The organism is Rhizobium sp. BK112 (assembly GCF_014193215.1).
GTDB lineage: Bacteria > Pseudomonadota > Alphaproteobacteria > Rhizobiales > Rhizobiaceae > Rhizobium > Rhizobium anhuiense.
In genome coordinates this window covers 115396-140646 of record NZ_JACHYZ010000003.1, presented here as the reverse complement: position 1 = coordinate 140646, position 25251 = coordinate 115396, and the positions used below count along the sequence as shown (strand labels likewise).

At 60.9% G+C, this 25251-nt stretch carries 24 protein-coding genes and 2 pseudogenes; 7 read left to right on the top strand and 19 right to left on the bottom strand.

The genetic code is table 11. The features are described 5' to 3' along the window. The first annotated feature begins 126 nt into the window (after window positions 1-126). Window positions 127-755, top strand: a pseudogene (locus tag FHT75_RS10095) (GNAT family N-acetyltransferase). A gap of 127 nt (window positions 756-882) precedes the next feature. Here FHT75_RS10095 and FHT75_RS10090 read toward each other — a convergent pair. From FHT75_RS10090 to FHT75_RS10075, 4 genes are all read right to left on the bottom strand, one after another. Then, window positions 883-1047, bottom strand: a complete 165-nt coding sequence (locus tag FHT75_RS10090) for a DUF1328 domain-containing protein (protein WP_028756510.1) — start codon at window positions 1045-1047, stop codon at window positions 883-885. Window positions 1048-1145: 98 nt separating this feature from the next. Further along, a complete protein-coding gene (locus tag FHT75_RS10085; RefSeq protein ID WP_047613252.1) occupies window positions 1146-1736 on the bottom strand; it encodes a hypothetical protein in 591 nt (196 codons plus the stop codon). 103 nt (window positions 1737-1839) lie between these two features. Next, window positions 1840-2232: a VOC family protein gene (locus tag FHT75_RS10080; RefSeq protein ID WP_097594739.1), complete on the bottom strand. Its 393-nt coding sequence runs from the start codon at window positions 2230-2232 to the stop codon at window positions 1840-1842. 99 nt (window positions 2233-2331) lie between these two features. Continuing rightward, window positions 2332-3954 (bottom strand): ABC-F family ATP-binding cassette domain-containing protein, encoded by a 1623-nt coding sequence (locus tag FHT75_RS10075; RefSeq protein WP_097594738.1) that lies wholly within the window; start codon window positions 3952-3954, stop codon window positions 2332-2334. 204 nt (window positions 3955-4158) lie between these two features. On the opposite strand from FHT75_RS10075, the gene FHT75_RS10070 reads away from it, so the two are divergent. Further along, on the top strand, window positions 4159-4488 hold the full coding sequence (locus FHT75_RS10070; protein ID WP_047613256.1) for a DUF6665 family protein: 330 nt from the start codon (window positions 4159-4161) through the stop codon (window positions 4486-4488). A 119-nt stretch (window positions 4489-4607) separates the two neighbouring features. Further along, window positions 4608-5477 (top strand): aldose 1-epimerase family protein, encoded by an 870-nt coding sequence (locus tag FHT75_RS10065; protein WP_097594898.1) that lies wholly within the window; start codon window positions 4608-4610, stop codon window positions 5475-5477. A gap of 39 nt (window positions 5478-5516) precedes the next feature. Here the strand turns inward: FHT75_RS10065 and FHT75_RS10060 are convergent, their stop codons facing one another. Both FHT75_RS10060 and FHT75_RS10055 read right to left on the bottom strand, forming a co-directional pair. Continuing rightward, entirely contained in the window at window positions 5517-7106 is a 1590-nt protein-coding gene (locus FHT75_RS10060; protein WP_097594737.1) for a DHA2 family efflux MFS transporter permease subunit, read from the bottom strand. Window positions 7107-7129: 23 nt separating this feature from the next. After that, window positions 7130-8314 (bottom strand): HlyD family secretion protein, encoded by a 1185-nt coding sequence (locus FHT75_RS10055; protein WP_097594736.1) that lies wholly within the window; start codon window positions 8312-8314, stop codon window positions 7130-7132. A 135-nt stretch (window positions 8315-8449) separates the two neighbouring features. Here FHT75_RS10055 and FHT75_RS10050 point away from each other — a divergent pair, with 135 nt between their 5' ends. Continuing rightward, entirely contained in the window at window positions 8450-9097 is a 648-nt protein-coding gene (locus FHT75_RS10050) for a TetR/AcrR family transcriptional regulator (RefSeq protein WP_047613259.1), read from the top strand. 66 nt (window positions 9098-9163) lie between these two features. On the opposite strand, the gene uxuA is transcribed toward FHT75_RS10050, so the two are convergent. Continuing rightward, window positions 9164-10351 (bottom strand): mannonate dehydratase, encoded by a 1188-nt coding sequence (gene uxuA / locus FHT75_RS10045; RefSeq protein WP_097594735.1) that lies wholly within the window; start codon window positions 10349-10351, stop codon window positions 9164-9166. A 43-nt stretch (window positions 10352-10394) separates the two neighbouring features. Further along, a complete protein-coding gene (locus tag FHT75_RS10040) occupies window positions 10395-11117 on the bottom strand; it encodes a GntR family transcriptional regulator (RefSeq protein ID WP_028756500.1) in 723 nt (240 codons plus the stop codon). Between the two features lie 166 nt (window positions 11118-11283). Between FHT75_RS10040 and FHT75_RS10035 the strand changes: the two genes are divergently transcribed. Together FHT75_RS10035 and FHT75_RS10030 are read left to right on the top strand one after the other, a co-directional pair. Continuing rightward, window positions 11284-11688, top strand: coding sequence for a DUF2934 domain-containing protein (locus FHT75_RS10035; RefSeq protein ID WP_097594734.1), 405 nt, complete (start codon window positions 11284-11286; stop codon window positions 11686-11688). Window positions 11689-11727: 39 nt separating this feature from the next. Further along, window positions 11728-11979 carry a hypothetical protein gene (locus FHT75_RS10030; protein WP_047613262.1) on the top strand — a complete coding sequence of 84 codons (252 nt, stop codon included), beginning with the start codon at window positions 11728-11730 and terminating at the stop codon, window positions 11977-11979. A 138-nt stretch (window positions 11980-12117) separates the two neighbouring features. Here FHT75_RS10030 and FHT75_RS10025 read toward each other — a convergent pair whose 3' ends face one another. Both FHT75_RS10025 and FHT75_RS10020 read right to left on the bottom strand, forming a co-directional pair. Continuing rightward, the gene (locus FHT75_RS10025; protein WP_047613263.1) at window positions 12118-14112 is read right to left on the bottom strand and encodes a polysaccharide biosynthesis protein; all 1995 of its coding nucleotides are present in this window, start codon (window positions 14110-14112) and stop codon (window positions 12118-12120) included. A 123-nt stretch (window positions 14113-14235) separates the two neighbouring features. Next, a complete protein-coding gene (locus FHT75_RS10020) occupies window positions 14236-14802 on the bottom strand; it encodes a sugar transferase (protein WP_028756496.1) in 567 nt (188 codons plus the stop codon). Window positions 14803-14911: 109 nt separating this feature from the next. Here FHT75_RS10020 and FHT75_RS10015 point away from each other — a divergent pair. Beyond that, window positions 14912-14992: pseudogene (locus tag FHT75_RS10015) on the top strand (EamA-like transporter family protein); the annotation flags it as partial. 141 nt (window positions 14993-15133) lie between these two features. Here FHT75_RS10015 and FHT75_RS10010 read toward each other — a convergent pair. The 9 genes from FHT75_RS10010 to FHT75_RS09970 all read right to left on the bottom strand — a co-directional run bounded on the left by FHT75_RS10010 (window position 15134) and on the right by FHT75_RS09970 (window position 25206). Further along, a complete protein-coding gene (locus tag FHT75_RS10010; RefSeq protein ID WP_183844819.1) occupies window positions 15134-16294 on the bottom strand; it encodes an amidase family protein in 1161 nt (386 codons plus the stop codon). Window positions 16295-16306: 12 nt separating this feature from the next. Continuing rightward, window positions 16307-17014: an ABC transporter ATP-binding protein gene (locus tag FHT75_RS10005; protein ID WP_183844820.1), complete on the bottom strand. Its 708-nt coding sequence runs from the start codon at window positions 17012-17014 to the stop codon at window positions 16307-16309. Then, window positions 17007-18764, bottom strand: a complete 1758-nt coding sequence (locus FHT75_RS10000; protein ID WP_312865374.1) for an ABC transporter permease subunit — start codon at window positions 18762-18764, stop codon at window positions 17007-17009. Before FHT75_RS10000 ends, FHT75_RS10005 begins: the two co-directional genes overlap by 8 nt. Beyond that, entirely contained in the window at window positions 18757-19590 is an 834-nt protein-coding gene (locus FHT75_RS09995; protein WP_028756474.1) for a branched-chain amino acid ABC transporter permease, read from the bottom strand. Before FHT75_RS09995 ends, FHT75_RS10000 begins: the two co-directional genes overlap by 8 nt. A gap of 51 nt (window positions 19591-19641) precedes the next feature. Beyond that, on the bottom strand, window positions 19642-20790 hold the full coding sequence (locus tag FHT75_RS09990) for a substrate-binding protein (protein ID WP_047613269.1): 1149 nt from the start codon (window positions 20788-20790) through the stop codon (window positions 19642-19644). A gap of 29 nt (window positions 20791-20819) precedes the next feature. Beyond that, window positions 20820-21665 (bottom strand): nitrilase family protein, encoded by an 846-nt coding sequence (locus FHT75_RS09985; RefSeq protein ID WP_183844822.1) that lies wholly within the window; start codon window positions 21663-21665, stop codon window positions 20820-20822. 188 nt (window positions 21666-21853) lie between these two features. Beyond that, window positions 21854-22477, bottom strand: a complete 624-nt coding sequence (locus FHT75_RS09980; RefSeq protein ID WP_028756477.1) for an ANTAR domain-containing response regulator — start codon at window positions 22475-22477, stop codon at window positions 21854-21856. A 1-nt stretch (window position 22478) separates the two neighbouring features. Further along, window positions 22479-23612: a transporter substrate-binding domain-containing protein gene (locus tag FHT75_RS09975; protein WP_028756478.1), complete on the bottom strand. Its 1134-nt coding sequence runs from the start codon at window positions 23610-23612 to the stop codon at window positions 22479-22481. A 145-nt stretch (window positions 23613-23757) separates the two neighbouring features. Then, on the bottom strand, window positions 23758-25206 hold the full coding sequence (locus FHT75_RS09970; protein ID WP_183844823.1) for a M20 family metallopeptidase: 1449 nt from the start codon (window positions 25204-25206) through the stop codon (window positions 23758-23760). Window positions 25207-25251 lie beyond the last annotated feature (45 nt).

The window sequence follows — 25251 nt, the reverse complement described above, 5'->3', positions numbered from 1 at the left end:
CTGCATGATTTTCTCACGCGCGAGTTGTCACACCATCCCTAACGATAAATTCCTCGCGCAAGTCAGCGGTTCATGCGATGCAAGAAATCGACGGGAGAGGCAGCGGATCGCAACGGTGTGATGGCTATGGAAACTGTTGAAAAATCGAATAATTCCAATCCACATTTGCCAGAGGGATATTCTCTGGTCCCCAAGGGTAAACTGGCAAATGCCGTCACCTGTCTGGAGATGACGGAGAAGCCGGCCTCCAGGGAAGCCAAGCTTATCCCTGGGATCTCTTTGGAGCGGATGACAGCTCCCGATCTGATGGCATATCGCCAGCTTTTCCGGCTGGTCGGAGAGGATTGGATGTGGGTTTCGCGCTTGGTCATGCCCGATGACAGGCTGACGGCCATTATCAACGACCCGCTGGTGGAATATACGTCCTCCTGGCGGACGGACGACCGTCCGGCATGCTGGAGCTTGATTTCCGGCAACATGGCCGGTGTGAACTGGTTTTCTTTGGAGTTGCCAAAAGTTCGATCGGAACCGGTGCGGGGCGCTATCTCATGGACAAGGCGTTATCGATTGCCTGGGCGCATCCCATCGAACGGCTTTGGGTCCACACCTGCCACTTCGATCATCCGAATGCATTGCCGTTCTATCAGCGGTCCGGTTTCAAGCCATATGCTTTCATGGTCGAAGTGGCAGATGATCCCAGACTAACCGGTGTGTTGCCAAGGACGGCAGCGCCTCATATCCCAATCCTCGATTAGGTGCCATTTATCGCAAAACGGCCATCTTTCATTCTGCCTTAGGCGCAGAATTTTTAACTGCCCTGGCCCAGTAAAATAAAAACCCGGCGATATGTCTCGCCGGGTTTTTATACTTTATCTGTCCGCACTATACTTTTCGCATCAGGCGCATGACGATCGATACGACGAACAGCACCAGGAAAATGAAGAACAGAACCTGGGCAATGGAAGCTGAGGCCCCTGCGATGCCGCCAAATCCGAGGACGCCGGCAATCAAGGCCACAACGAGAAACACCAGAGCGTAGTAAAGCATCGCAATCTCCTTTTACGTTGCTGCGGAGATAACGGAGGCCGCCCCATTTGGTTCCCGTCGGCCTGACAGTGGGCGCATGCATGCCGCCTCGACTTCAGTCAGCCGAGGTGAAAGACGCCGTTATACGTCCGGTCGCCTTCATTCGGTTCGGGAGGTTCGGCCGCATCGAGATAAGCCTTGAGCGGCCCGGTCAATACGAACCAGATGCTTGCCCCCAGCATGAAATAGGCTCCCACCGGATCGTCGATGCGGGCGATGAACGGAAGGCAGGCAGATGCGAACAACACGATGATCCGCACCGACCACTCCGCCTCGCGTTTGGCGATGGCGCGCGCTCTCAGCGACTTGTATTCCCGCGCGCCGTAACCGCCTCCCCCTGCCTTTGCCGCCGAAAGCAGCTTTCGCACTGAGGGCAGGGCCAGCATGACCAGCGCGGCAACGCTGAGCGCGAAAGGCTTGCCGGCTACGACCTGGCCGCTCGCGATCAGCAGAAAGGAGAGCACGACGAGATTCCATGTCGGCTCCAGCAGCTCCGGCGGTTGCCGCGTGCGCAGATGCCAACTCCGCAGCAAGCCCGCCGCGCCGTGCAGTAGCGGCTGATCGATATAGCGATTGATCCAGTCCATGCCGATGCGCCCGTCCCCGATTGCATGAAGAGGGCTCCGAACACCACGGAATTTGGTCATCATCGTGGCGATAGCCGCCGAATCTGTTCTTCGCGTGAACGAAACTTGCCGAGACGCATCACAGTCGCAAAATCTGAAGGCGACCTCGGAACGCGGCGACACCAGCTTAGCGCAACTCCTGCGCGACCTCCCAGACATGGCCCGACGGATCCGCAAAGGCCGCCGTCCGGCGGCCCCATGGACGATCGACGGGACCATTGAGCAGCGTTACCCCGAGTTTGCGCAGTTCTGCGCAAACTGCATCGACATCATCGACCTTGATCGTCAGCAGTACGCGTGCCCCCGAACCGGGGGACGACACGGCGGATGGCTCGACCAGCTGAGGCGCTTGCGCAGCATCGAGCAGGTTGATCATCGTTCCTGAGAATTTCAGCACGCAGGATACTGCGTCCTGAAAGACGACATCAGGTGCGAAGACCTTTTGGTAGAATGCTTTGGCCTCGCCGATATCATCGACGAACAGCGTGACGACTTCGATCCGATCCAACTGCATGGGCATTTCTCCTCCGTTGCTCCGAGCGGCCAACGATATCGCTGGCCGGCTCTTCACTGGTCGTTTCGACGCCGACGGTTTCGACATGCCGGGGCAAAAATGCCGTCAGCTTCGCAGGCCGGGCGCCTCCTGGCCGGTGCGCGCCACATATTCGGTATAGCCGCCGCCATATTGGTGGACGCCGTCGGGCGTCAGCTCCAGCACCCGGTTGGAGAGCGCGGCCAGGAAATGCCGGTCGTGCGAGACGAACAGCATCGTGCCTTCATATTGCGACAGCGCCTTGATCAGCATTTCCTTGGTGTCGAGGTCGAGATGGTTCGTCGGTTCGTCGAGCACGAGCAGGTTCGGCGGGTCGAACAGCATCATCGCCATGACGAGGCGCGCCTTCTCACCACCTGACAGCACGCGGCACCGCTTCTCGACATCGTCGCCGGAGAAGCCGAAACACCCGGCCAGCGCGCGCAAGGGCCCCTGCCCCGCCTGAGGAAACCGGTCTTCCAGCGCTTGGAAGACGGTATGCTCGCCGTCGAGAATATCCATGGCGTGCTGGGCGAAATAGCCCATCTTGACGCTGGCGCCGAGAGCCACACTGCCTTGGTCAGGCTCGGCGGTGCCCGTCACCAGCTTCAGCAGCGTCGATTTGCCGGCGCCGTTGATACCCATGATGCACCAACGTTCCCGCCGCCGCACCATGAAATCCAGCCCCTCATAGATGCTTCGACTGCCGTATTTCTTATGCACGTTCTTCAGGTTGACCACGTCCTCACCGGATCGCGGCGCCGGCTGGAACTCGAAAGAGACGGCCTGGCGGCGCTTGGGCGGCTCCACCCGGTCGATCTTCTCCAGCTTCTTGACGCGGCTCTGCACCTGCGAGGCATGCGAGGCGCGGGCCTTGAAGCGCTCGATGAACTTGATTTCCTTGGCGAGCATTGCCTGCTGGCGCTCGAACTGAGCCTGCTGCTGCTTCTCGTTCTGCGCCCGCTGCTGCTCGTAGAATTCATAATCGCCGGAATAGGCCGTCAACGTGCCGCCGTCGATCTCGATGATCTTGGTGACGATGCGGTTCATGAATTCGCGGTCATGCGAGGTCATCAGCAGCGCGCCCTCATAACCTTTGAGGAACTCCTCCAGCCAGATTAGGCTTTCCAGATCCAGATGGTTGCTCGGCTCGTCGAGCAGCATGACGTCAGGACGCATCAGCAGGATGCGGGCGAGCGCCACGCGCATCTTCCAGCCGCCCGATAGCGCGCCGACATCGCCGTCCATCATCTCCTGGCTGAAGCTCAGGCCCGCAAGCACTTCGCGCGCCCGTCCCTCCAGCGCATAACCGTCCAGTTCCTCATAGCGCGCCTGCACCTCGCCGTAGCGCTCGATGATCTCCTCCATATTGTCGGCCTGCTCGGGATCGGCCATGGCGGCTTCGAGCTCGCGCAATTCGCCGGCAACGATGCTGACGGGACCTGCGCCATTCATCACCTCGGCGACGGCGCTATGGCCCGACATCTCGCCGACATCCTGGTTGAAGTAGCCGATGGTGACGCCCTTCTCGCAGGAGACCTGCCCCTCATCGGGCTGCTCCTCGCCGTTGATCATCCGGAAGACGGTCGTCTTGCCGGCGCCGTTCGGACCAACCAGGCCGATCTTCTCGCCTCGATTGAGGGCCGCGGACGCCTCGATGAAGAGGATACGGTGGCTGAGCTGCTTGCTGATATTTTCGATACGGATCATGATTTGCGCGGCGCCTGGAGAAGGAGATTTTGGCGCGCTTATGCCATGCAAGGAAACCGCAGGATAGCCCTGTTTCCTGTCCTCTCGATCAAGAGTACGACGCCGAAAAGCGAGTGCGGATTTCGGACGGCATCTTGCTCACCTTCTTTAATTTGGAACAGGATTGGATAATATCGGAACTCACGCCAACGGAGACCTGTGCCAATGAGCGTTCGTCCGCCGCAGTCCTTCCGACAATCCCAGCAGGATAAAAGCGGCTTCAACGTCCTCGAATACGAGCTGATGTCGGAACGCGCGGATTCGCTCGGACGTCACGGGCTGAAGGTGGAGGCGGCACTTGCCGCCCTGAAGGCCTGGGCTCCCGATCACCAGACCGCTGAGGAACGCGAGAGGCTTCTCAATGAAGCATCCGACGCCGTCTGGGCATTCTTCATCCAGCGTGAGATATGCGGGTTGCGGAACAACCGTGACGCTATTCAGCGCTACGGCATTCCGAATGAAGTGATCGCGAGATTAGGCGCGGTGCGGAAATAAGCACCGCGACGGCACTGCTATTGTCATCGTGGCTGCCGTCCCGCCTCTCTCAATGGGGTGGAAATACCCGGTGCGGAAAGGTATGGCTTGGTGCCGCACCAATGCGAAAGGGAGCCGCGATGCCAAGCTCAATCCGGATCGGGAATCAAGATCTCGCCGTCGAAGTCTCCTCGCTCGGCGCCGAGATGCAGGCGCTGACGACAAGCGATGGACGCTCGTGGTTATGGACCGGCGATGCGGCCTTCTGGACCGGGCGGTCGCCGATCCTGTTTCCGATCGTCGGCAAGGCGCCGGACGACAAGATAGCGATCGACGGCGCGGTCTATCCGATGGCCCAGCATGGTTTTGCCCGCCGCAGCGAATTCGCGCTTGCCGGATCCACCGCAACGATGTGCCGCTACGAACTCATCGCCTCGGAGGAGACGCGGGCAGTCTATCCGTTCGATTTTCAGCTGGCTGTGGTGCATGCGGTCGAGGGCCGTGCGCTGACGGTGACGGCGGAGGTTGCCAATCGCGACCAGAAGCCGATGCCCTTCGGCCTCGGATTCCATTCGGCTTTCGCCTGGCCGCTGCCCGGCGCTGCCGGGCGCGACCATATCGTGACGCTCGACAATGAAGGCGAGCCGGGTCTTGTGCGGTTGGCGGGTGGCCTGATCAACCCTGCGCCTCTGCCCTCGCCGTTTGATGCCGGTCGGCTGATGCTCGATCACGCGATGTTCGAACAGGATGCGATGATCTTTCCGAGTGGGGCGGGCAAAGGCTTGAGTTATGGCGCCGAAGGCGGGCCGACCATGCGGTTCCATTTCGAAAACCTGCCCAATCTTGCGCTCTGGACCAAGCCGGGTGCGCCTTTCCTCTGCATCGAGCCCTGGCATGGAACGGCCGCGGAAGCTGGAGCATCGAGCGAGCTTTCGGCGAGGCCGTCCACCACGATCCTGGCGCCGGGCGCTGTGGCCCGCTTCGCCTTCACGGTCGAAATTCCGCAATAGAGAAAGCGCTCGCCGGGAAGGCGGGCGAGCGCTGTCGTTTCAGTGAGCGCCGGCGCCACCACCGGCACGCGGTTTTTGGGTGAGCAGCAGGGCGACGGCTGCGATGGCAAGAACCACGCCGATAACGGCGAAGGTATCGCTGAAACCCATGATCAGAGCCTGGCGTTTGACGACCTGACCCAGCGCCACGACGGCCTTCTGGGCTGCGACGGCATGGTCGGAGACGCCGTGCGACAGGAAGTAGCCTGTCATCTGGTCGAGGCGATTGCGGACTTCGTCGCGGCCGAGCGTCACCGACTGGCCGATGATGTTCGAATGGAACTGCTCGCGTTTGGTCAGCACCGTGCCGAGTGTCGCCGTGCCGACGGCGCCGCCGAGATTGCGCAGCATGTTGGTCAGGCCGGAAGCGGCGGCGGCATCTGCAGGTGCAATGCCGGCAGTGGTGATGGCGGTGATCGGGGTCAGCACCAGAGCCTGGCCGATGGCGCGGACAATGTTGGGGATCCAGAACTGATCGCCCGCGGTATCGGCCGAAAGCATGATGTTCATGAAGCAGCTGATCGCAAAGATCGAAATGCCGAGGAAGCCGATGTAGCGGGCATCGAAGCGCTTCATCATCATCGGCACGAGCGGGATCAACAGCAGCTGCGGCAGGCCGGTCCAGGCCAGCACGTTGCCGATCTGCTCGGCATTGTAGCGCTGCACCTGGCCGAGATATTGCGGCAGGATATAGACGGTGCCGAAAAGGGCGACGCCGACCAGCACGTTGACCGCAACGCCGATGCCGAAATTGCGCTGCTTCAGCAGGCTGAGCTTGACCAGCGGCTTCTTCACGGTGAGCTCGATCCAGATGAAGGCGACGAGGAAGACGACGGCGAGGATGCTGAGCTTGACGATAAAGGGCGAGGAGAACCAGTCCTCCTTGTTGCCTTCTTCAAGCACCGTCTGCAATGCCGACAAACCGATTGCCATCGTGACGATGCCCGCCCAATCGCCTTCCCTCAGCAGGCCGAGCTGCATCGGCTGCTTGTCGAGCGTCAGGGCAAGGGCGACTGCCATGATGGCACTCGGGATGGCGTTGATAAAGAAGATCGTCTGCCAGCCGTAATTTTCGGTGAGATAACCGCCGATGGTCGGGCCGATTGCCGGCGCGAAAGTGACCGAAAGCGCGAAGATCGCCAAGCCGAGCGGCTGCTGGTTCTTCGGCAGCTTGGTCAGCACCATGGTGAAGGCCATCGGGATCAGCACGCCGCCGGCAAAACCCTGCAGACCGCGCAGCAGGATCATCGTGCCGAGATCATGGGCGAAGGCGCAGGCGATCGAAAACAGCGGGAAGAGGATCGAATTCACCAGGATATAGCGGCGGAACGAGAAGACGTTGCTGAAATAGGCCGTCAGCGGAATGACGACGATCTCGCCGATCAGATAGGAGGTGGAAATCCAGGCGCCGTTGTCGACGCCTGTTCCGATCCCGCCCTCGATGTCGAGAAGCGAGGCATTGGTGATCTGAATGTTGAGGATCGCCATGAAGGCGCCGATCATGCCTGCGAGAACGGCGATCCAGTCCCGGGTGCTAGCCCCGGTCCTTTGTTGCGGAACGGCGATGGCTGTTGCTGTGATGGTGGACATGACACAAACTCCTCGCCGCTGGCCTAGCTGCGATCGTTCTTGGTATTGATATCAGGCTGAACGGACATGCCGGGGCGCAGATCGCCGTTTGCGGCGGCATCGCCGTCGAGCAGGATCTTCACCGGAATGCGCTGAACGACCTTGGTGAAGTTGCCGGTGGCGTTATCGGGCGGCAGCAGCGCGAATTCCTGGCCGCTTGCCGGAGCGAGGCTGTCGACATGGCCGTGATAGGTGCGGCCGGGGAACATATCGACCTCGATCTCGACCGGCTGACCGGCCCGCACGTCGGTCAACTGCGTTTCCTTGTAGTTGGCTATGACATAGGCAGCCGTCGTCGGCACGACCGACATCAGCTGAGTGCCGGCCTGGACATATTGTCCGACGCGCAGCGTCCGGTTGCCGACGGTGCCGTCGACCGGGGCTGTTATCGTCGCATAGGAAAGGCTGAGCTCGGCCTGGCGCTGGACGGCCTGGCTGCGCGCAAGAGAGGCCCTCGCCTGGGCAAGCTCGGCATTGAGAAGATCGACCTGCTTGACGGCGGCATCGAGCGAGGCGCTGTCGCGCACGATGGTGGCCTGAGCGGCGGCGATCTGCGAGGCGGCCTGCTGGGCGGTCTGGACCGGGGCATAACCGCTGGTGGCAAGGTTCGAATAACGCTTGTTGTTCTGCTCGGCGAAGGTCTCGTTGGCGCGATCGACGTCGACGGTCGCGCGGGCCGCAGCGATCGTCGACTGCTGAATCTCGAGCGACGCCTGCTTGGCGCTGACGGTAGCTTCCGCGGCAGCGACATCGGCCTTGGCCTGATCGAGGGCCGCCTTGAAGTCGCGATCGTCGATGCGGGCAAGCGGCTGGCCGGCCTTGACGGTCTCGTTGTCCATGACGAGGACCTCGGCGAGATAGCCGGAAACCTTCGGGGCAATCGTGCTGTTGTCGGCCTTCACATAGGCATCGTCGGTCGAGATATGGAAGCGGCCGACCGTCCAGTAATCATGGCCGTAATAGGCGCCGGCGGCGATCAGCACCAGTGCGGTGGCGCCAAGTAGCAGCGATCGGCCGCCGCGCTTGCGGGCAGGCTTTTTCTCGGAAATCGGAGCGGCAGCTTCGGCGATGCGCGGCGGCTGGCCCGCGTCCAGGCTGGCCGGGGCGGCTTCGGCGACAGTTTCGGGAGCAGCGTTGTTGTTGAGGGCATGCAGCGTCTTGATGGTCATTGTCTTTCTCCGGATGACGGTCGCCGTCTCTTGGGCTGCGGCCTCTGAAGTCAGGTGGAATCCTAATTAGGAAACTTGATGTTTTCCAAAATATGCTTTATAAAATCGATGTCAACAAGAATTTGGAAAATTGCGATGGTCCAAAATCAACAAATCGAGAAGAGGCCGCGCGGCAGGCCGCAGATACGCTGTGACGACGACACCAAGGGTCTGATCATCAAGGCAGCAAACACCCAGTTTCACGAGAATGGCTACGCGGCGGCAAGCATCGCCACGATCGCCCAGGAGGCCGGTGTTTCCACAAAGACCCTCTACCGGCTGTTTCCGACCAAGGCCGATCTCTTCGCCAGCATGATCTCCGAGCGTATCGTCGGTTTCCTGCTTGCGCTCGATCCCGCAACGCTCGCCACTGCAGACCTGAGGGACGGGCTGGAGCGCATGCTGATGGCCTATGGCATGCTGTCGCTCTCGGACGAGACGGTCACCATCATGCGCCTCGTGATCGGCGAATCGGACCGCTTTCCGGAGATCGCCACGTCCTTCTACGAACAGGCGATCCTGCGCACCAATGAGCTGATGGAGGACTGGCTGCGCCGCCAGGTCGAGCGCGGCCTCATTGCGCTCGACGATCCGCATTTGGCCTGCGGCATGCTGCGCGGCATGATGGCCATGGAGCCGCAGCGTGCGGCGATCCTGCGCCAGGAACCGCCGCCCAAGATCGAGGCGATCCAGGCGCGGGCAAAGATGTGCGCCGATCTTTTCTTGAAGGGTTGCGCGCTCTGAAGCGTCCTTCGGGCTTCAGAGCGCGATAATTTCCGCCGAAGGGCGCTGCGCGAACAGGGGACGCCCTCAGTTCGGCGGGGCGCCCAGCGCATGCAGGATGCCGCGCAGCTCGGCAAGGCCGCGCATGCGGCCGATGGCGGGGTAGCCTGGTGTGACGACCTTGTCGAGATCGTCGAGCATGCGGTGGCCATGGTCCGAGCGGAAGACAATGGTGTCCTGCGCGCCGCGGCGGCGGTCTTCCGCCACCAGTTCCCGGAGGACCGCGACCATATCGACGTCGCCTTCCAAATGCGCGCTTTCATGGAACGTCCGGCCGTCGCCTTCGCGCGTCGTGGCGCGCAGATGGGCAAAATGAATGCGCGAAGCAAAACGCCGGGCGATCGCCGGCAGATCGTTTTCGGCGCGCACCCCGAGACTGCCGGTGCAATAACACATGCCGTTCGCCGCCGATGGCACCGCATCGAAAAGAGCGGCATAATCATCGGCCGTCGAGGCGATGCGCGGCAGGCCGAACAGCGAACGCGGCGGATCATCGGGATGCAGCGTCAGCTTGACACCGCGCGCTTCGGCAGCCGGCGTCACCGCCTCCAGGAATTCGATCAGGTGCCGGCGCAGCCTGGCGGCATCGATACCGCTATAGGCGACCAGCTTTTCGCGGAAGGCCGGAATGGTCAGAGGTTCGGTGGTCGAGCCAGGCAGAGCCGAGGTGATGATACGGGTGATGTCGGCGATCTCGTCGTCCGTCATCGCCTCGAAGACGATACGCGCCCGTTCGCGGTCCTCCGCGGAATAGTGCTGCGCCGCATCCGGCCGTTCCAGAATGAAGAGATCGAAGGCCGCGAAGCGCTCGTGGTCGAAGCGCATGGCGGTGGCACCCGTCGGCGTCACGAAATCGAGTTCGGTGCGGGTCCAGTCCACCACCGGCATGAAATTATAGCAGACAATCGGAATGCCGCAGGCGGCCACCGCTTCGAGGCTGGCGATCCACGCCTCGATTTCGGCTTTGGCCTCCCCACCCTTGCGTTTGACGGCGTCGGGGATCGGGATGCTTTCGACGACCGACCAGACGAGCGGCGAACGGTCGCCAGGCGTCGTCTCGATCAGAGACTGGCGCTCGCGCACTTCCGTTTCCGTCCAGGCCCTGCCGATCGGCACCTGATGCAGCGAAGAGACAATATTCGTCGCACCCGTCTGGCGGACGTCATCCAGCGTCACCGGCGCTTCCGGTCCGAACCATCTCCAACCCTGTCGCATCCTTCGTCCTTCCCTCGCCTTTTCGTTTCATGTTCGCCTGCCGTCAGCAGAAATAATCGGGGTAACGTGCGCGCAGTTCGTCGACATCGGGAATGACCGCGCTCAGGTGATGGGTCATCGCGCTGCGTGCCGCCACCGCATCATGGGCGGCGAGCGCATCGCGGATGATCATATGTTCGTGCACCACATTGTCCATGCGCCCGAGAACCGGCAGCGTCAGCCGTCGTGCTCGATCGAGCTGCACCTTGACCGTTTTCAGGGTCGCCCAGATGCCGGGATAACCGGAGATCTGTGCGATTGCCTCGTGAAAGGCCTCATCGTCCTCATGGAAATTCGAGGCATTGCCGGCCGCAGCATGGGTCTGCTGCCGCGCGATGATGGCGTCGAGACGGGCAATGTCTGCGGCGGTGGCGGTCAGGGCCGCGGTCTCGACAGTCGCGCCTTCGAGCGCCTTGCGCACGACGACCGCCTCGGGGATCGCCGAAACCGGCACCCGCGACACGACGGTGCTCGACTGCGGATAGATATCGACCAGTCCGCCTTCGGAAAGCCGGAGCAGCGCCTCACGTACCGGCGTGCGGCTGACGCCGAAATCATCGGCGATCCGCTTTTCCTGCAGCAGCATGCCGGGCGGCATTCGCAATGACACGATGTCGGCATGCAGGCGCTCGTAGATTGCGCCGGCCGCGGTGATACGGCGCAACCTGCCGGCAACCTCTTGCGGGGCCGGGACGACCAAAACTTCGGTTTCTGATGCCTGCCGCATAACGATACCGGGACGCTGAACCTATCTGGCATACTAGTATATTAGTTTTGTCCCCATGCCAAGACGCACTACGGTCGAGTGACGGCATGAACCTGACGAAATCAGAAGCAAACTTTGTTTGGAACTTAGGTCGGTCGAGTTGGTTGAGAACTCCAAGGAGGCGCTCATGAAAAACCCAGCACGACGCAAGATACGCGAAAGCGCGACCGACGGTGACCGGCCGGAAGTTCCGTCCGCCACGAAAACAAGCGGACGGGAGATGGCTCGGCGAGCCGCAACCGATATCAACAAGCAGAGCGTCGCGTCGCCGGCAGCCACCCGCGAGGAGGAGATCCGAAAAAGGGCCCATTCTCTGTGGGAGAAGGAAGGAAGGCCGGACGGCAAGCATCAGCATCACTGGAGCCTGGCTGAACATGAACTCGATGCACAGCAGGGCGAGGCTGACAATCCTCCAAGCCTTGCAGCATTGCGAGAGGCCTCACGCGAACATACGGATGCATTCCTCGTCAAGACGGATCTCGAAGACGCGGATCAACGCGAAGCCTCCCCCGGCACACGCGAGCAGGATTGAACTTTCTGCTTCGCGCCACTCTCAGGAAAGGTCCTCGACATGGCCGACAAACAGAACTTGAACGCCGGATTCACCGGCACGCCCACCGAGCAGCCGGAGGGATTGACCAAGGTCGCGAAGTCGGCCGCCAACGAGGTGAAGCGCGAGGTCTATGCCGTCGCCTCCGGCGCGAGGGATCACCCGCAAGCAGCAAGCGCATTGTTGCTCGCCACCGGCATGCTGGCATTCGGCCTCGGCTACTTCCTCGGTCGATCATCGGCGGAAAGTTCGACTCGCGCATACTGGCGATAGTAACGGACAGGTCGATGAAGCACATGAATTGGCTCTTCAGCTAGCCCACTCGGCTGCCCACAACGGCTTTCCGACCGTGGGAACAACACCGGCGTTCGCGGCTGAGCGTCTGTCAGCCGGAACCAGCTGCCGGATGTCTCAGGCGGCGGTAGTGGTTTCGGCACCGGTGAACGCGAGATCCGAGACCTCGCCCGTTGATGAATAGCCAGAGACGAGCTCCGCCAACATCGACCGCGCTGCGGTCATATCGTTCCGATCCAAGACGACATTGAGTGAGGTGAGCTTTTTCGAAAGCTCCGGCCAGAAGAGGAAATCCTCGCGCGCCTTCATGATCCGGGGATGTTCGGTCGTTTCTGGATTATCCCCGATCAACAGTTCTTCATAGAGTTTCTCGCCGGGCCTGAGGCCGGTGACGGAAAGCTCGATGTCCCCTTCGGCATTGTCCTCGTCGCGAACCGTCAGCCCGGAAAGCTCCACCATCTTGCGGGCGAGATCTGCGATGCGAACGGGCTCACCCATGTCGAGCAGGAAAACATCTCCGCCCTCGGCCATCGCGCCAGCCTGGATAACGAGTTGCGAGGCTTCCGAAATGGTCATGAAATAGCGGGTTATATCAGGGTGTGTCAGCGTCACGGGACCACCTTCCTTGATCTGCTGCCGGAAAAGCGGCACGACCGAACCGGAGGAGCCAAGGACGTTTCCGAAACGCACCATGGAGAAATTCGTTTGCAGTCTGTCAGTCGTCGACTCTGCTGCGAGCGCCTGCAGAACCATCTCCGCCAGCCGCTTGCTGGCGCCCATCACATTTGTCGGACGCACGGCCTTGTCCGTGCTGATCAGCACGAAATTCGAGACGCCGTTCTTGTTCGCCGCGCGTGCCGTGACCAGCGTCCCCATGACGTTGTTCTTGATGCCTTCCACGGCATTATGTTCGACAAGAGGCACATGCTTGTAGGCGGCGGCATGATAAAGCGTCTGAGGTCGCCAGCTCTGCATGATATGCTCGATGCGATCCTGATCACGGACGGAACAGAGAATCGGGACAATCTGCAGATTTTCATGCTTGTACAGTTCGGCCAGCTTCTGCAGCTCGGCGTGGATATTATAAAGCGCAAACTCATTCTGATCGACGAGGATCAGGCTGGAAGGGCTATTACGCAAAATCTGACGGCATAATTCGCCGCCGATCGAGCCGCCGGCACCCGTGACCATCACCACCTTGTTGCGCATCGCCTTGTCGAGCAAGGCCTGCCGCGGCGCAACCGCTTCTCTTCCGAGCAGATCTTCGATCTCCAGTTCACGGATGTCGGAGACGGCGATCCGCCCCTGAGCCAGGGCCGTAAGATCCGGCAATGTGCGAACGTTCACCCTGGCTGTGCGAATATGCTCCAGGATTTCGTTGCGGCGCTGCCGCGATGCCGATGGAAGAGCAAGAAGCACATTGTGCACGCCAAGCGTTTCGGCGAGCACCGGAAGATCCGAGGGATCGTAGATCGGCAGGCCGCCCATGATGCCGCCCTTGAGGCGCGGATCATCGTCGAGATAGCCGACAACATTGAGTTCGGCACTGTTCGTCAGGGCACCCGCCAGCTGCCGCCCGGCACTCCCTGCCCCGTAGATCAGCACCTTGGCGACCGTATTCTTGTTAAGGATGCGCTGGTAGGCATCCCCGAGCCAGTAACGGATACCCAACCTCGACAGGCCGATCCCGATCAGCAGCAGGAAGGGCTGGAGAATGCCGACGGTTCTCGGAACGCCCGGGACGCTGAGCGCCGTAAATATCGTCATGAAGGCGACGCCGTAGATGGCAATGGCCTTCAGAACCGCGATGAAAGCCGCCAGGCCGGCATAACGGAAGATCGCCCGATACATGCCCATGACGATGAAGATCGGAAGTGCCATGCACAACGAAACAAAGACCGGCAACCACTGCACGCCGGTCAGCACCGTCCATTCGTTCAGGCGGAAGCAATAGGCGAGCCAGATCGTCAGAATGCAAAAGCAGGAATCCACCAGCAAAGCCAGTGCGCGTTTGGCAACACGCGGCATCGCCAGGAGAGGAGCGACGAGCGCTTGCATCGGCAGTAACAACCATCCTGAGCGCGGCGTCCCAGCGGGGGTATTTTCAGGCATTGCTTACCAGCGTCTCGCAGATCAATCAGACAACCACCTTCTTGTCACTTTCTCCAACGAGCGCAACTGAAATAATCGGAAATCAAGGCCTTCTGCACCGCTAGTCTATCAGAAGTAGGTAACTTAATGCCTGATACCCTTGCGGCGAATGACCTTCTCGGCGGTCAAGAACAGGATGCGCATATCGAAGCCGAATGAGCGCCGCTCGAGATATTCGACATCGAATTTCACCTTCTCCGGGATCGGCAATTCGTCGCGCCCGTTGATCTGCGCCCATCCCGTCAATCCAGGCAGGAGCTTGTCGACACCGTGCGCCGTGCGCAACTCCATCAGATCATATTGGTTGTAGAGCGCCGGCCGCGGACCGACGAAGCTCATCTTCCCCTCGAGAATGCACCAAAGCTGCGGCAGTTCGTCGAGGCTGGATTTGCGCAGAAACGAGCCGATGGGTGTCAGAAACCGATCCGGATTGTCGAGCAGATGCGTGGCAACCGTCGGCGTGTCGACACGCATGCTCCGGAATTTCGGCATCAGGAAGATCTGGTTGAAACGACCGATCCGTTTTGACCAGTAGAGAACCGGTCCTGGCGAGGTTAAGCGAACACAAAGAGCGACGATCAGGATCGGAACGAGCAGGACCACCGATGCAAGCAAAGCCAGGAAAAAATCCACCGCCCGTTTCAAACCCATGCTCCGCAGCTCTTCCGCCCCACCGACGACCATCCGCCATTTGCGATTTCGCCCTGCCGTATCGTCAAAAAGCGTTTCGCGTCAACTGCGGGACGCAGTGTTTCCGCAGTTTGTGGCGGCGGGCAGTTGGGCGATTGCCCGCATAGGTGCGGTCAATTCGGCTCTGCTAATCATCGGTGGCCAGATGGTCAGGCGACGCAAAGGCGGCGGCACACAATAGCCAAGCGTCGTGCCGCGCTTCCGCTGCCATTGCAGGGGCAATTTCATCGGCCGGTCGCAAGTCACGGGGATGGATGGACGGCGGGAAAGCGTCCCGGCCGCATTTGCTCTTTCATTCAGCCCTTAGTCGCCCGGCCACATTCATGAGCATCCTGTCGGCGCTCCTTTCGCCTAACAAGGAAAGCGAAACTTTCCCCACGTAACTGGCAATTGGAAGAGCCAGTTGCGGGCAGCAGCTAAGGCCCGAAAGACACAGAAGCTCGATGCAGGCGGAACGGAATCTAGCGAAGCTTTCTGCGCCGGCATCGCGCGCTGGCGGGTTCATGGCCAAGGTCGGAAGAGCGACAATCACATTTTCGCACAGCAATCGGTCGATCTCCGCGGAAAAGAGCTTGGCGATCGCACGTGCCTCACGCACCTCCTCGTCATCCAGACGAGATCCTGACAGAAGGCGCGAAGCAATATCGGGAGCAATGGCTTCAGGGCCCCGCTCGAAGAGTGTTTTGTTGCTGTCCCAGGCTTCCCTTTGCAGGATGGTGATGAACGCCGAAGCAAGGTCGGCGAGGCTGAACGAGGAGATCGCATCTATCCTGCGGACAGGTATGGCCGCTGATCGAAGGCTGGCGGTCATCTCGTCGGCAAACGCGTCGTCGATGGTTGCGAAGATATCCGCGGAAATGAGAATAGATGATGGTCGGTCATCTGCCGCGGGCATGCCGACGGCGCTCATCACCGCAGCCATTGGTTCCAGGCTTCTCGTGATGAAACCCGGCACGTCGAAGCTTGGCGCCAGCGGACGCAGTGCCCGGTTGTCGAGGCTTCCATGTGTCGGCCGCCAGCCGATGAGGCCGTTGACGGCGGCCGGCAGCCGGATGGAGCCGGACGTGTCTGTTCCAAGCCCGATATCCGCAAGGCCCGCAGCAACCGCGACGGCCGAGCCCGACGACGACCCGCCGGGGATGAGATTGGGATCGCGCGGATTGATCGGCATACCGAAATGGATGTTGCCGCCGATCAGGGAATAGGCGAGCTCATCCGTATTGGTTTTGCCGACGAAGCAGGCGCCGGCATCGAGCAGTGTTCGGACCAGAGGCGCCGTCGATGTCTTGATGCCGGAGGCAGCAAGTACCGTGGCGTTGCCGGCCGCTGTGGGATAGCCGGCAACGTCGAAAAGGTCTTTGACCGCCAGTCGAAGGCCGGAAAGCGGGCCGCTGGCCGCGTGCCCGACATCCGCATCCGGATAGGGCATGAAAGCGTTCCATGGGTCTCGCACTTGCGCCGGCCCCTAGATCTTCAGATGTTGCAGGACACGGGCGCGGCTCTCCGGACCGTTGAGGCTTTCGTCTTCGATCGCCCCGAGTTTGAGAATGGCCCAGCGGTCCGCCACCGAAAGGGCAAAATCCAGATTCTGTTCGACCAGCAGGATGGTCGTGCCGCGCTTTTCGCGGTCGTCCCTCAATGCCTTGGCGATGTTCTGGACAACAGAGGGCTGCAGACCTTCGGAGATTTCGTCGATCAGCAGCAGTTTCGGACGCAGCATCAGCGCCCGCGCGAGGATCAGCATTTTCTGCTCCCCGCCCGACAGCGTGCCGGCTTTCTGTGCCAGCCGATCCCTCAGGAACGGGAAATAGGCGTAGACCCGCTCCAGGGCGGATGCCAGATCCCGATCGCCTTTGAGCGCGAGGCGCAGATTGTCGCGGATGGAGAGATCCTGAAACAACGGCAATTCCTGAGGGGCGTAGCCGATGCCGGAAGCGATCAACTCGGCGGGCTTCCTGTCGATGATAGCGGCACCATCGACCTCGATCTTGCCCTTGCCGGCACGCAGGAAGCCAAGGATTGTCTTCAGCAGCGTCGTTTTGCCCATGCCGTTCTTGCCCATGAGGGTGAAGATTTCGCCAGGCCGGATGGCAAGCGACACGCTGTTGACGACGTCGACCGCGCCATATCCGCTCGATACGCCGCTGAGTTTGAGTTTGAACGCGTCAGCCATGGGCGCCTCCTGCGTAGATGGTGCGAACCGTTTCGGAATTGACCACGTCATTCACCGTGCCGTCGAGAACGAGCTTGCCCTGGTGGAGAACCACGATGCGACTCGATATGTCGCGCACGAAATCCAGATCGTGTTCGACCAGGATGGCGGCGAAACCCATCTCGTCCGTCAGTTTTTTGAGGATGGCTCCGATGGTCATGCGCTCGGTCTTGGTAAGACCCGCCGTCGGTTCGTCGAGAAGAATGATGCGTGGTTCCAGAGCGACGACCATCGCCAGTTCGAGAGCCTGCCTTTGACCATGCGACAGCAGCAAGACCGGCTTGTCCAACATGTCGGCCATGCCGGTGAGCGTCAGGATCTCAGCTGCAGCGGCCGGCAGCATGATCTCGGCGAGCGATCGCATCGGACTGGGTGTCTCGCGGCTGAAACGCGCCATCTTGAGGCATTCGCCGATGGTCATGCTGTCGAAGATGCTGGCAACCTGGAATTTGCGGCCGACGCCGAGAGCGACGATCCGTTCCGGTGCATGACCGGCGATATTCGTGCCGATGATATCCACTTGACCTTCGATCTGCTGGGTACCGTCCGACAGGCAACGCATCAGCGTGGTCTTGCCGGCGCCATTGGGGCCGACCAGGCTGACGAGTTCTCCGGCGCCGATTTCAAGGTCGATGCCCTTGAGGACGGAGAGGCTGCCATAGGACTTGCCGAGACCGCGGATCGACAGAAGGCTTTTGCCCGCCAACGGACCGTCCTCGGCGACGATGCGCGTCGGCAAGGACTTCAGAGTGCTGCTGGAGTTGGCCGACTGCAGGAATCGCGTCACCAGGGAAGCGAGGCCGCCCGGCAAAAGGATGATCATGGCGACGAAGAGCGCACCGATGATCAATTGCCACAGGAAGGGCAGATCGCCCGAAAGGCTGGCGCTCAGATAGTCGATGCCGATTGCGCCGAACAAGGGTCCGATGATCGTTCCCCGGCCACCGAGCGCCGTCCAGACGACGAGTTCGGTTCCGAATACGAAGCCGGTATTCTCGGGTGCGACGACACCGGATGCGTTGGCATAAAGGAAGCCGGCCAGGCCGCATACGCCAGCCAGAACGGCCGTCAGGACGATCTTCAGCCGAGCGGGGTTCATGCCGAGATAGGCGATGCGGGCTTCGTTGTCGCGAATTGCAACCAGCAGACGGCCGGCGTCCGACCGGACGAAGACGATGGCAAGAACGGCCAAGACCAGCAGGCACGCGCCCGACAGGCGAAAATAGCCAGGAAGCCCGAGCGGGAGGGTTTCGTAACCGACAAGGCCGCTCGACGAACCGGTCCAGGTGCCGCCGGAAAAGATGAGTTGGGTGACGACGATCGGCACCACGAGCGAGATCACGGTGGCATAGAGCGGTGTCGATCCGTGATAGAACGACAGCCAGCCGACGGCGAGGCCAAGCACGAGCGGAACGAACACGGCGGCGACAAGGGCGACGACGAAAAGCGCCGGGCTTGCGCCGATATGGGTGAGAACCATGGCGGTGGCATAGGCGCCCACGCCAAAGAATGCCGCCTGCCCGAAGGTGAGAACGCCCGTATAGCCCCAGAGCAAGTCGACGGTAATCGCCAGCATGGCGTAGATCATCGAACGCGTCAGCACGTTGAGGCTGAAGCGGCCGAGAAACATCGGTCCGATGACGATCAGCAGGAGAGCCGCGAGCGCCAGCGTCAGAAGAAGGACAAGCCGGAGTTTTTGTCTATTAGGCACGGGCAAATCCCTTCGGACGTATGCGCAGTGTGATCGCGCAGAGGACGGCCACGGTGATGCCGCCGAGGATTGGGCTGAAATAGGTGCTGACGAGCACTTGGGCGGCCCCGAAGATGAGGCAGGCGGCAGCAAGCGCAGTGAAAGAAGAGCCTGCGACCATCACCAGCATGAAGGCGCCCGTCAGCCAGGCGACGCCCATATTGGGATCGACGCTGGTCAGCGGCGCGAGCAGCACGCCGGCAAGGGCCGCAAGGCCGGTGCCGATCATGAAGGTCGCGAGCCGCACCTTTTCGGTATCGATACCGAGCCCGCGCGCCAGGGTTTCGTTCATGATGACTGCCCGGGCGGAGAGACCAAGCCTTGTCCCATCGAGCAGCAAGGTGAAGCCGAGACCCAGACAGATGGCGGCGACAATGGCGAAAAGACGGTAGGCCGAGTAGCCGGTGCCAAAGAGATCGAAGGTGCCCGGCAGCAGCGCCGGCGTGAACTGCACGTCGCGGCCAAACCACAGCGTGATCAGCTGGCCGATGACGATGCCAAGGCCCCAGGTTGCAAGAATGGCGTCGAGCGGGCGGCGATAGAGAGGCCGTACGATGAACCGTTCGGCAACACCGCCGAGGATCGCGCCGACCAGAAACGCAAAGGGGATGGCAAGCCATGGATTGAGACCGAACCCGCTGACGACAACAGCGCAGTAAGCCCCGATGGTCAGCCATGCGCCATGCGCGAAATTGATGATCTTCAGCACGCCGAAGATCGCAAGCAGCCCGGCGGCAACGATGAAGAGAATGGCCGCAGTGCTGACGATATCGAGAAAGAGCGTCATTTCTAGAACTCCGATGCTGGAGGCGGGGCGCCCTGCCCCGCCACGCTGGTTTCAGAGATTCGGGCACTGATCGCCGGGATCGACGTCCTTGAAGCTATCGACGACTGCAACGCTGCCGTCGTCCTTGACCTGGCCAAGATACATCGTCAGCGGCGCGTGGTGCTGCTTGTTCATGGAGATCTTGCCGCGCGGACCGGTGAAGGAGACGTCAGGAAGGGCTTTGAGCACGTCCGCCGTATCCGTGTTGCCAGCCTTTTCGACGGCTGCCTTGTAAAGGTAGATCGCTTCATATTGCGGCACGGAGAGATCGTTCGGCGTGCGCAGTTCCTTGCCGAACTTCTTGTCCATGGCCGAGAGAAAAGCCTTGTTTTCCGGGCTGTCGATGCCGGTGACGTAGGAGGCCGAAAGGAAGATGTCCTTGGCATCCGCGCCCATGCTCTTGGCGGTGCCTTCGTCGACCGCGAGATTGCCGTAAGGCAGGGTGACGCCAGACGAACGCAACTGCTTGGTCAAGGTCACGTTCGGTGCGCCGCCGGCCGTCGAGGTGATGATCGCATCGGCGCCGGAGGAGCGGACCTTGGAGATGATGGCCGTCCAATCGCTGCCGTCGATCGGCAGATATTCCTCGCCGACGATCTGAGCACCGGCTTTTTCGATATAGCCCTTGGCGAAGGTCAGCATGCCGCGTCCGAAGGCATAGTCCGAACCGATCAGGAAGAACTTCTTTGCGCCCTGTTTGCTGATGAAATTGTCGACGACAGGCGGCACCTGCTGTTCTGGAACCCAGGCATCGACGAAAAGATTGGCGTTGCAGGATTTGCCTTCGTAGAAGGACGTGTAGATGTATGGCACCTCACCCTTGGAAACGATCGGCAGGCCGGCATTGCGCGCAGCACTTGTCTCCATGGAGATGATGACGTTCACCTCCTTCTGGAAAACCAGGGAATCGAAGGCCTTTTGCGCGCCGGCCGCCCCTGATGCATCGTCGGCGATCTCAAGCTCCAATGGCCGCCCGAGCACGCCGCCTTTGGCATTGATTTCTTCGACGGCGAGCTCCGCAGCTTGGACGACGGACGGCGCAACCACGCTGTTTGCGCCTGAAAGCCCGACCGGCACGCCGATCTTGATCGGATCCTCGGCGAAAGCTGCGGTGGCGAATGCCGCAGATGCCAGTGTAAGGATTATGGTTTTCATTTGCATTTTGTTCCCCTTTCTTGAGTGGATTGACATTACCCGTAGACATCGGCTCGGCGGTCGCCGAGCAGATGATTGAAACTGTTGAGCGTGCGGGTTTCCGTCACGCTCGACAGATCGATTTGCGCAAGGAGGATTTCCTCGCGATCGGCACTGGCCGGACCAGAGATCGGCCAACCCTGCGGGCCGACGATCAGGCTGCGGCCGATGAAGGACTGGCCGCGCTCGATGCCGATCCGGTCGGCGCAGGCGATGTAAAGGCCATTGGTGTGGGCGGCCGCCTTATGGAGGATATTGGCCATCGGCTCGGGAAGGCCTTCGGCACCGGCCATCGGGACCCAGTTGGTAGGCACGCAGACCAGCTCGGCGCCGGCCAGGGCCAACTGACGAAACGTTTCCGGAAACCAGCCATCGTAGCAGATGGCAATGCCGATACGGCCAAAAGGCAGGTCGAATATCGGCAGTCCGAGATCGCCTTTTCTGAAAAGACGGTTTTCGTTGTTCCACAGATGGAGCTTGCGGTATTTGCCGATATATCCCTCGGGGCCGCAAAGAAGAGCACTGTTGTAAAACCGGTCGCCATCCTGCTCGGCAATGCCGCTGACGATGTAAAGGCCAAACTCCTCGGCAAGGCGGCGGAGCGTCTCGGCACTCGGGCCGCCGGGTACCGGGCCGGCCAATGCGGCAACCTCCTCGCCGTCACGGAAGGTGTAGCCGCTATCGGCCAGTTCCGGCAGAACGACGATCTCCGCGCCTTGGGTCTTCGCCGCCTTCGCCAGCCGCTCGATAGCCGCGAGATTACCGGCGCGATCACCGATGATCGGTTCGAACTGGACGGTTGCGACGGTTACCGCCCGTGCGGTTGAGGTCTTGACACTCAATCTTGTCTCCAAACGCAAAAAACCTCTGGCACGGAATTCAATCCGTGAACCAGAGGCTACATAGCCATGATGTGAATGCGGCAGCCCTGCCGCTGAGCAAACCTGCTCGTTGTCTTTAGGCTTGCACGAAAGAATGTGACCGTCAAGCCGCGTCAGCAGGCATTTTCAGCGACGCCAGTGCTGGCAACTTAAGGTTGAGTTTTTGCGCCGATGGAAAGTCCGAGGCTTTTCATGGTGTCTTGCGCGGCAATGATGGATTCGGCGATCGTCGCCATCGGAACGCGCTTTGACGTCGCCTGATCGCGCAAGAGCTTATAGGCCGCGGCCTCGTCGAGACCATTCATGGCCCGCAGCGCTGAAACGGCTTTTTCGACCAGCCGGCGACTTTTCAAGGTTTCCTCGAGTTTCTGCACCTTGCCGGCGAGCCGCTTTTCGTAGCTCTGCCGATAGCGTGCAAGCGCAAATTGCGTCAGGATGCCGAGCGGCCGCAACGGTTTGCTGATAACGCCGTGGGCGTTGAGATCGATGATCGCCTGGAGGGCTGTCGGGCTCTCATAGGTCACGATGGCGATGATCGCCGTCTGCTGGAGGTCGATGATCTCAAGCGCGTGCTCGACATGCACATCCTCTACATGCAGGAAGACGGTGTCCACGTCGGGAGGCAAGGCTGGCGGAAGCGGCCAGGTGGCCCGGACCTCGCAGCCAAGGCGCTTGAGGTGAGCGATCAGCACGTTGCCGTCCTCGTCACGCGGATGGACAACCAGAACGCGTGCGCGCCGCAGATCCTGAACGATCCTGCTCGGTCCCGCCATCTCAGGCCTCCAGCCAGACGTCTTCGAACCGCGACGCCGTCAGATACGGGTCCGGCCGGATCGGGCCAGGCGCCTGCCAGGCAATGTCGAAAAGCCCATCGGCGCGCGCCACGCCGATGCGGGGATGCAACCAGAGGTGGCGGGTGTCGGCGTCGAAGTTGATCCGGCCCTCTGGAGCAAGATAATCTTCCAGAAGGATTTCTTCGGAAATACGATGGGTCTCGAGCGAGCCGGCCCGGGCAAGTGCGCGGGCGAAAAGGTGAACCTGCGCATAGGCCGGCTGCGACCAGACGCTCGTGGTGAAGTCCTGGCCGAAACGGGCTTTGAATGCCCCCACGAAGCGCTCGTTCGCCTCGTTCTCGACCGTCTGGAAATAGGTCGCCGAAAGAATATGGCCGGTGCAGGCGTCGGCTCCGATCTCGCGAATCTCACTCTCGGCCATGGTCAGGCTGGCAATCGGAACCCGCGTCCGATCGATTCCGGCCTCGGCATACATGCGGTAGAAACGCTGCGCCGGCCGGCCGATGATCGTCGAGAAGATGGCATCGGGCTTGAGACGGACGATATCGGAAATCACCGAACGCAAGGTCTGTTCGTCGGCATGAAGGGGAAGATATCGCTCGCTGACGACTTCACCGCCCTTTGCCTCGACCACATCCCGCATGACCCGATTGGATTCGCGCGGATAAATATAATCCGCGCCGACGAAGTAGATCCGGCGTCCATGGTGGCGCAGAAGGTATTCCGCAAGCGCGAAGGTGTTCTGATTGAGGGTGGCGCCGGTATAGACCACATTCTCCGAATATTCGAAACCTTCGTACATCGACGGATAAAACAGCAGTCCGTTGTGCCGTTCGACGATCTGCAGCACCGCCTTTCGGCTGGCCGACATCGAGGCACCGAAAATGATATTGACGTCGTCATCGGCGAGCAGGCGCCGGGCCAGATTGCGATAGGCGGTTTGGTCCCCGCCCGGATCATAGGCGATCGGAACGATGGGCTTGCCAAGCACGCCCCCCGCCGCATTGACTTCCTCGATCGCAAGTGCGGTGCCAAGAAAGTGCTCGGTTTCCGTAATTTCGCTAATTCCGCTTCTGGAAAACAGCACTCCCACCCGCCATTCGGAGCTTGTCATCTTTGCCTTTTCCGACGTGTTGGAGGTTCGAAAGCGGTGAATGCCTCAGTTCCGCGCTTTCGACTTCCATACCCTTAGTGCTTTTTCATGGGATCCTGCAAGCGGGTGCGATGCAGGTCGTTGTCACAGCAGACGGAGACGGGAACTACCGGCCATGAACCGTTGCGGGCATCACATTGTCGGGGATCGGACATGTATAGGCTTTGCCGCTGGTCTTTTCTCGCCACTCGTCCGTCGCGGCTGCCAGGAGGTCGGGTGACGACATCAATGCGAGCCCCGTTGTCGCAAGCGTCTTGGCCGCATGTGCCATGGCCTTGTGCGCGGCCGGGCTTTTTCCCTGTGCGACGACCTGCCAGGTATGGGGATTGGTGCCGATCGCCCAGGCTGGCGCCCAGCATTGCGCGGTCGGCGTCACCCAGCTGACGTCGCCGACATCGGTCGATCCGGCCCGGAAATGCGATTGCCCCTCGAAATCGCGCAGACCGATGTGCAAGGGCGTCGAGCCATCGACCTTGGCATTGGAGAACACATCGCCCTTGATCTGATAGAGGCGGATGCTGCTCCTGATTGCTTCCTCAGTGAAGGTATCCTGGATTTTCCTGGCGAAGGCGATGTCGGCCTCGTCGAAGGCTATCGGCCCGAGCGCGACCATGTTCTGGTGCATTGCCGTTTCCAGCGTGATGTTGGGAAGAAGGTTCGTCGAGGCGGTGTCGAACACGATCTCGACTTCGGTTTCAGTCATCATCGCCGCACCTCGTGCAACTTTCTCGACGCGCCCGGCAAGCTCAAGCGCCTGCGGCATGTCAGGCGCCCTGATCAGATAGAGCACCTCGGCGCTGGCCTGGACGACATTGGCCGCCCTGCCGCCGGTGTCGGTGATCGCGTAGTGAACGCGGCAATCCTGCGGCATGTGTTCGCGCAGGAAATTGACGCCGACATTCATCAGTTCGACCGCATCGAGCGCCGAACGGCCGAGATGGGCACTGTTGGCGGCATGTGCCGCGACACCCCTGAAGCGATAGTAATATTCGAGAACGGCAAGATTGTTCGTCGAGCGAACACCGTTGAACGGAGCCGGATGCCAGGTCAGGGCGGCATCGACATCATCGAATGCGCCGGCGCGAACCATGAAGGTCTTGCCGGAACCGCCCTCCTCTCCCGGGCAGCCGTAATAGCGCACCGTCCCGGGCAAATTGTTCTCCTTGAGGTGGCGGGCAAGCGCAACCGCCGCCATCAGCGACCCGACACCAAGCAGATTATGCCCGCAGCCGTGACCGGTTGCTCCCGCCGCCTGGGGAAGAGGCTCAGCCACGTCGGCGGTCTGGCTCATTCCGGCCAGGGCATCGAATTCGCCGAGGAAAGCAATCACCGGCTTGCCGCTGCCGGATTCGCCGATGAAGGCCGTTTCCATGCCTGCGACGCCGCGGCGCACGGCAAAGCCGTTTTCCTCGAGTGCCGTTGCCAGCAATTGCGACGAGCGCCGCTCCTCGAATTTCAGCTCCGCGAAATCCCAGATGCTGTCGCTGAGAGCGAGATAATCCGGTTTCATCTTTTCGATCGTCGCGGCAATGGAGCTGATCGCGTCAAGATTCATGGCATTTCCTCGCTGTCTGTCCTGCCGCCACAGGGACGTGTTGCA

Bases quoted from the DNA above. Each gene is read 5' to 3' on its own strand.
- FHT75_RS09995 (WP_028756474.1), bottom strand. From the start codon at position 19,590: ATGACGCTCTTTCTCGATATCGTCAGCACTGCGGCCATTCTCTTCATC.
- FHT75_RS10065 (WP_097594898.1), top strand. From the start codon at position 4,608: ATGCCAAGCTCAATCCGGATCGGGAATCAAGATCTCGCCGTCGAAGTC.
- FHT75_RS10025 (WP_047613263.1), bottom strand. From the start codon at position 14,112: ATGCCTGAAAATACCCCCGCTGGGACGCCGCGCTCAGGATGGTTGTTA.
- FHT75_RS10020 (WP_028756496.1), bottom strand. From the start codon at position 14,802: ATGGGTTTGAAACGGGCGGTGGATTTTTTCCTGGCTTTGCTTGCATCG.
- FHT75_RS10070 (WP_047613256.1), top strand. From the start codon at position 4,159: ATGAGCGTTCGTCCGCCGCAGTCCTTCCGACAATCCCAGCAGGATAAA.
- FHT75_RS09975 (WP_028756478.1), bottom strand. From the start codon at position 23,612: ATGACAAGCTCCGAATGGCGGGTGGGAGTGCTGTTTTCCAGAAGCGGA.
- FHT75_RS10060 (WP_097594737.1), bottom strand. From the start codon at position 7,106: ATGTCCACCATCACAGCAACAGCCATCGCCGTTCCGCAACAAAGGACC.
- FHT75_RS10090 (WP_028756510.1), bottom strand. From the start codon at position 1,047: ATGCTTTACTACGCTCTGGTGTTTCTCGTTGTGGCCTTGATTGCCGGC.
- uxuA (WP_097594735.1), bottom strand. From the start codon at position 10,351: ATGCGACAGGGTTGGAGATGGTTCGGACCGGAAGCGCCGGTGACGCTG.
- FHT75_RS09980 (WP_028756477.1), bottom strand. From the start codon at position 22,477: ATGGCGGGACCGAGCAGGATCGTTCAGGATCTGCGGCGCGCACGCGTT.
- FHT75_RS10085 (WP_047613252.1), bottom strand. From the start codon at position 1,736: ATGATGACCAAATTCCGTGGTGTTCGGAGCCCTCTTCATGCAATCGGG.
- FHT75_RS10080 (WP_097594739.1), bottom strand. From the start codon at position 2,232: ATGCCCATGCAGTTGGATCGGATCGAAGTCGTCACGCTGTTCGTCGAT.
- FHT75_RS10055 (WP_097594736.1), bottom strand. From the start codon at position 8,314: ATGACCATCAAGACGCTGCATGCCCTCAACAACAACGCTGCTCCCGAA.
- FHT75_RS10075 (WP_097594738.1), bottom strand. From the start codon at position 3,954: ATGATCCGTATCGAAAATATCAGCAAGCAGCTCAGCCACCGTATCCTC.
- FHT75_RS10040 (WP_028756500.1), bottom strand. From the start codon at position 11,117: ATGCGGCAGGCATCAGAAACCGAAGTTTTGGTCGTCCCGGCCCCGCAA.
- FHT75_RS09990 (WP_047613269.1), bottom strand. From the start codon at position 20,790: ATGCAAATGAAAACCATAATCCTTACACTGGCATCTGCGGCATTCGCC.
- FHT75_RS10005 (WP_183844820.1), bottom strand. From the start codon at position 17,014: ATGGCTGACGCGTTCAAACTCAAACTCAGCGGCGTATCGAGCGGATAT.
- FHT75_RS10035 (WP_097594734.1), top strand. From the start codon at position 11,284: ATGAAAAACCCAGCACGACGCAAGATACGCGAAAGCGCGACCGACGGT.
- FHT75_RS10050 (WP_047613259.1), top strand. From the start codon at position 8,450: ATGGTCCAAAATCAACAAATCGAGAAGAGGCCGCGCGGCAGGCCGCAG.
- FHT75_RS10030 (WP_047613262.1), top strand. From the start codon at position 11,728: ATGGCCGACAAACAGAACTTGAACGCCGGATTCACCGGCACGCCCACC.
- FHT75_RS09970 (WP_183844823.1), bottom strand. From the start codon at position 25,206: ATGAATCTTGACGCGATCAGCTCCATTGCCGCGACGATCGAAAAGATG.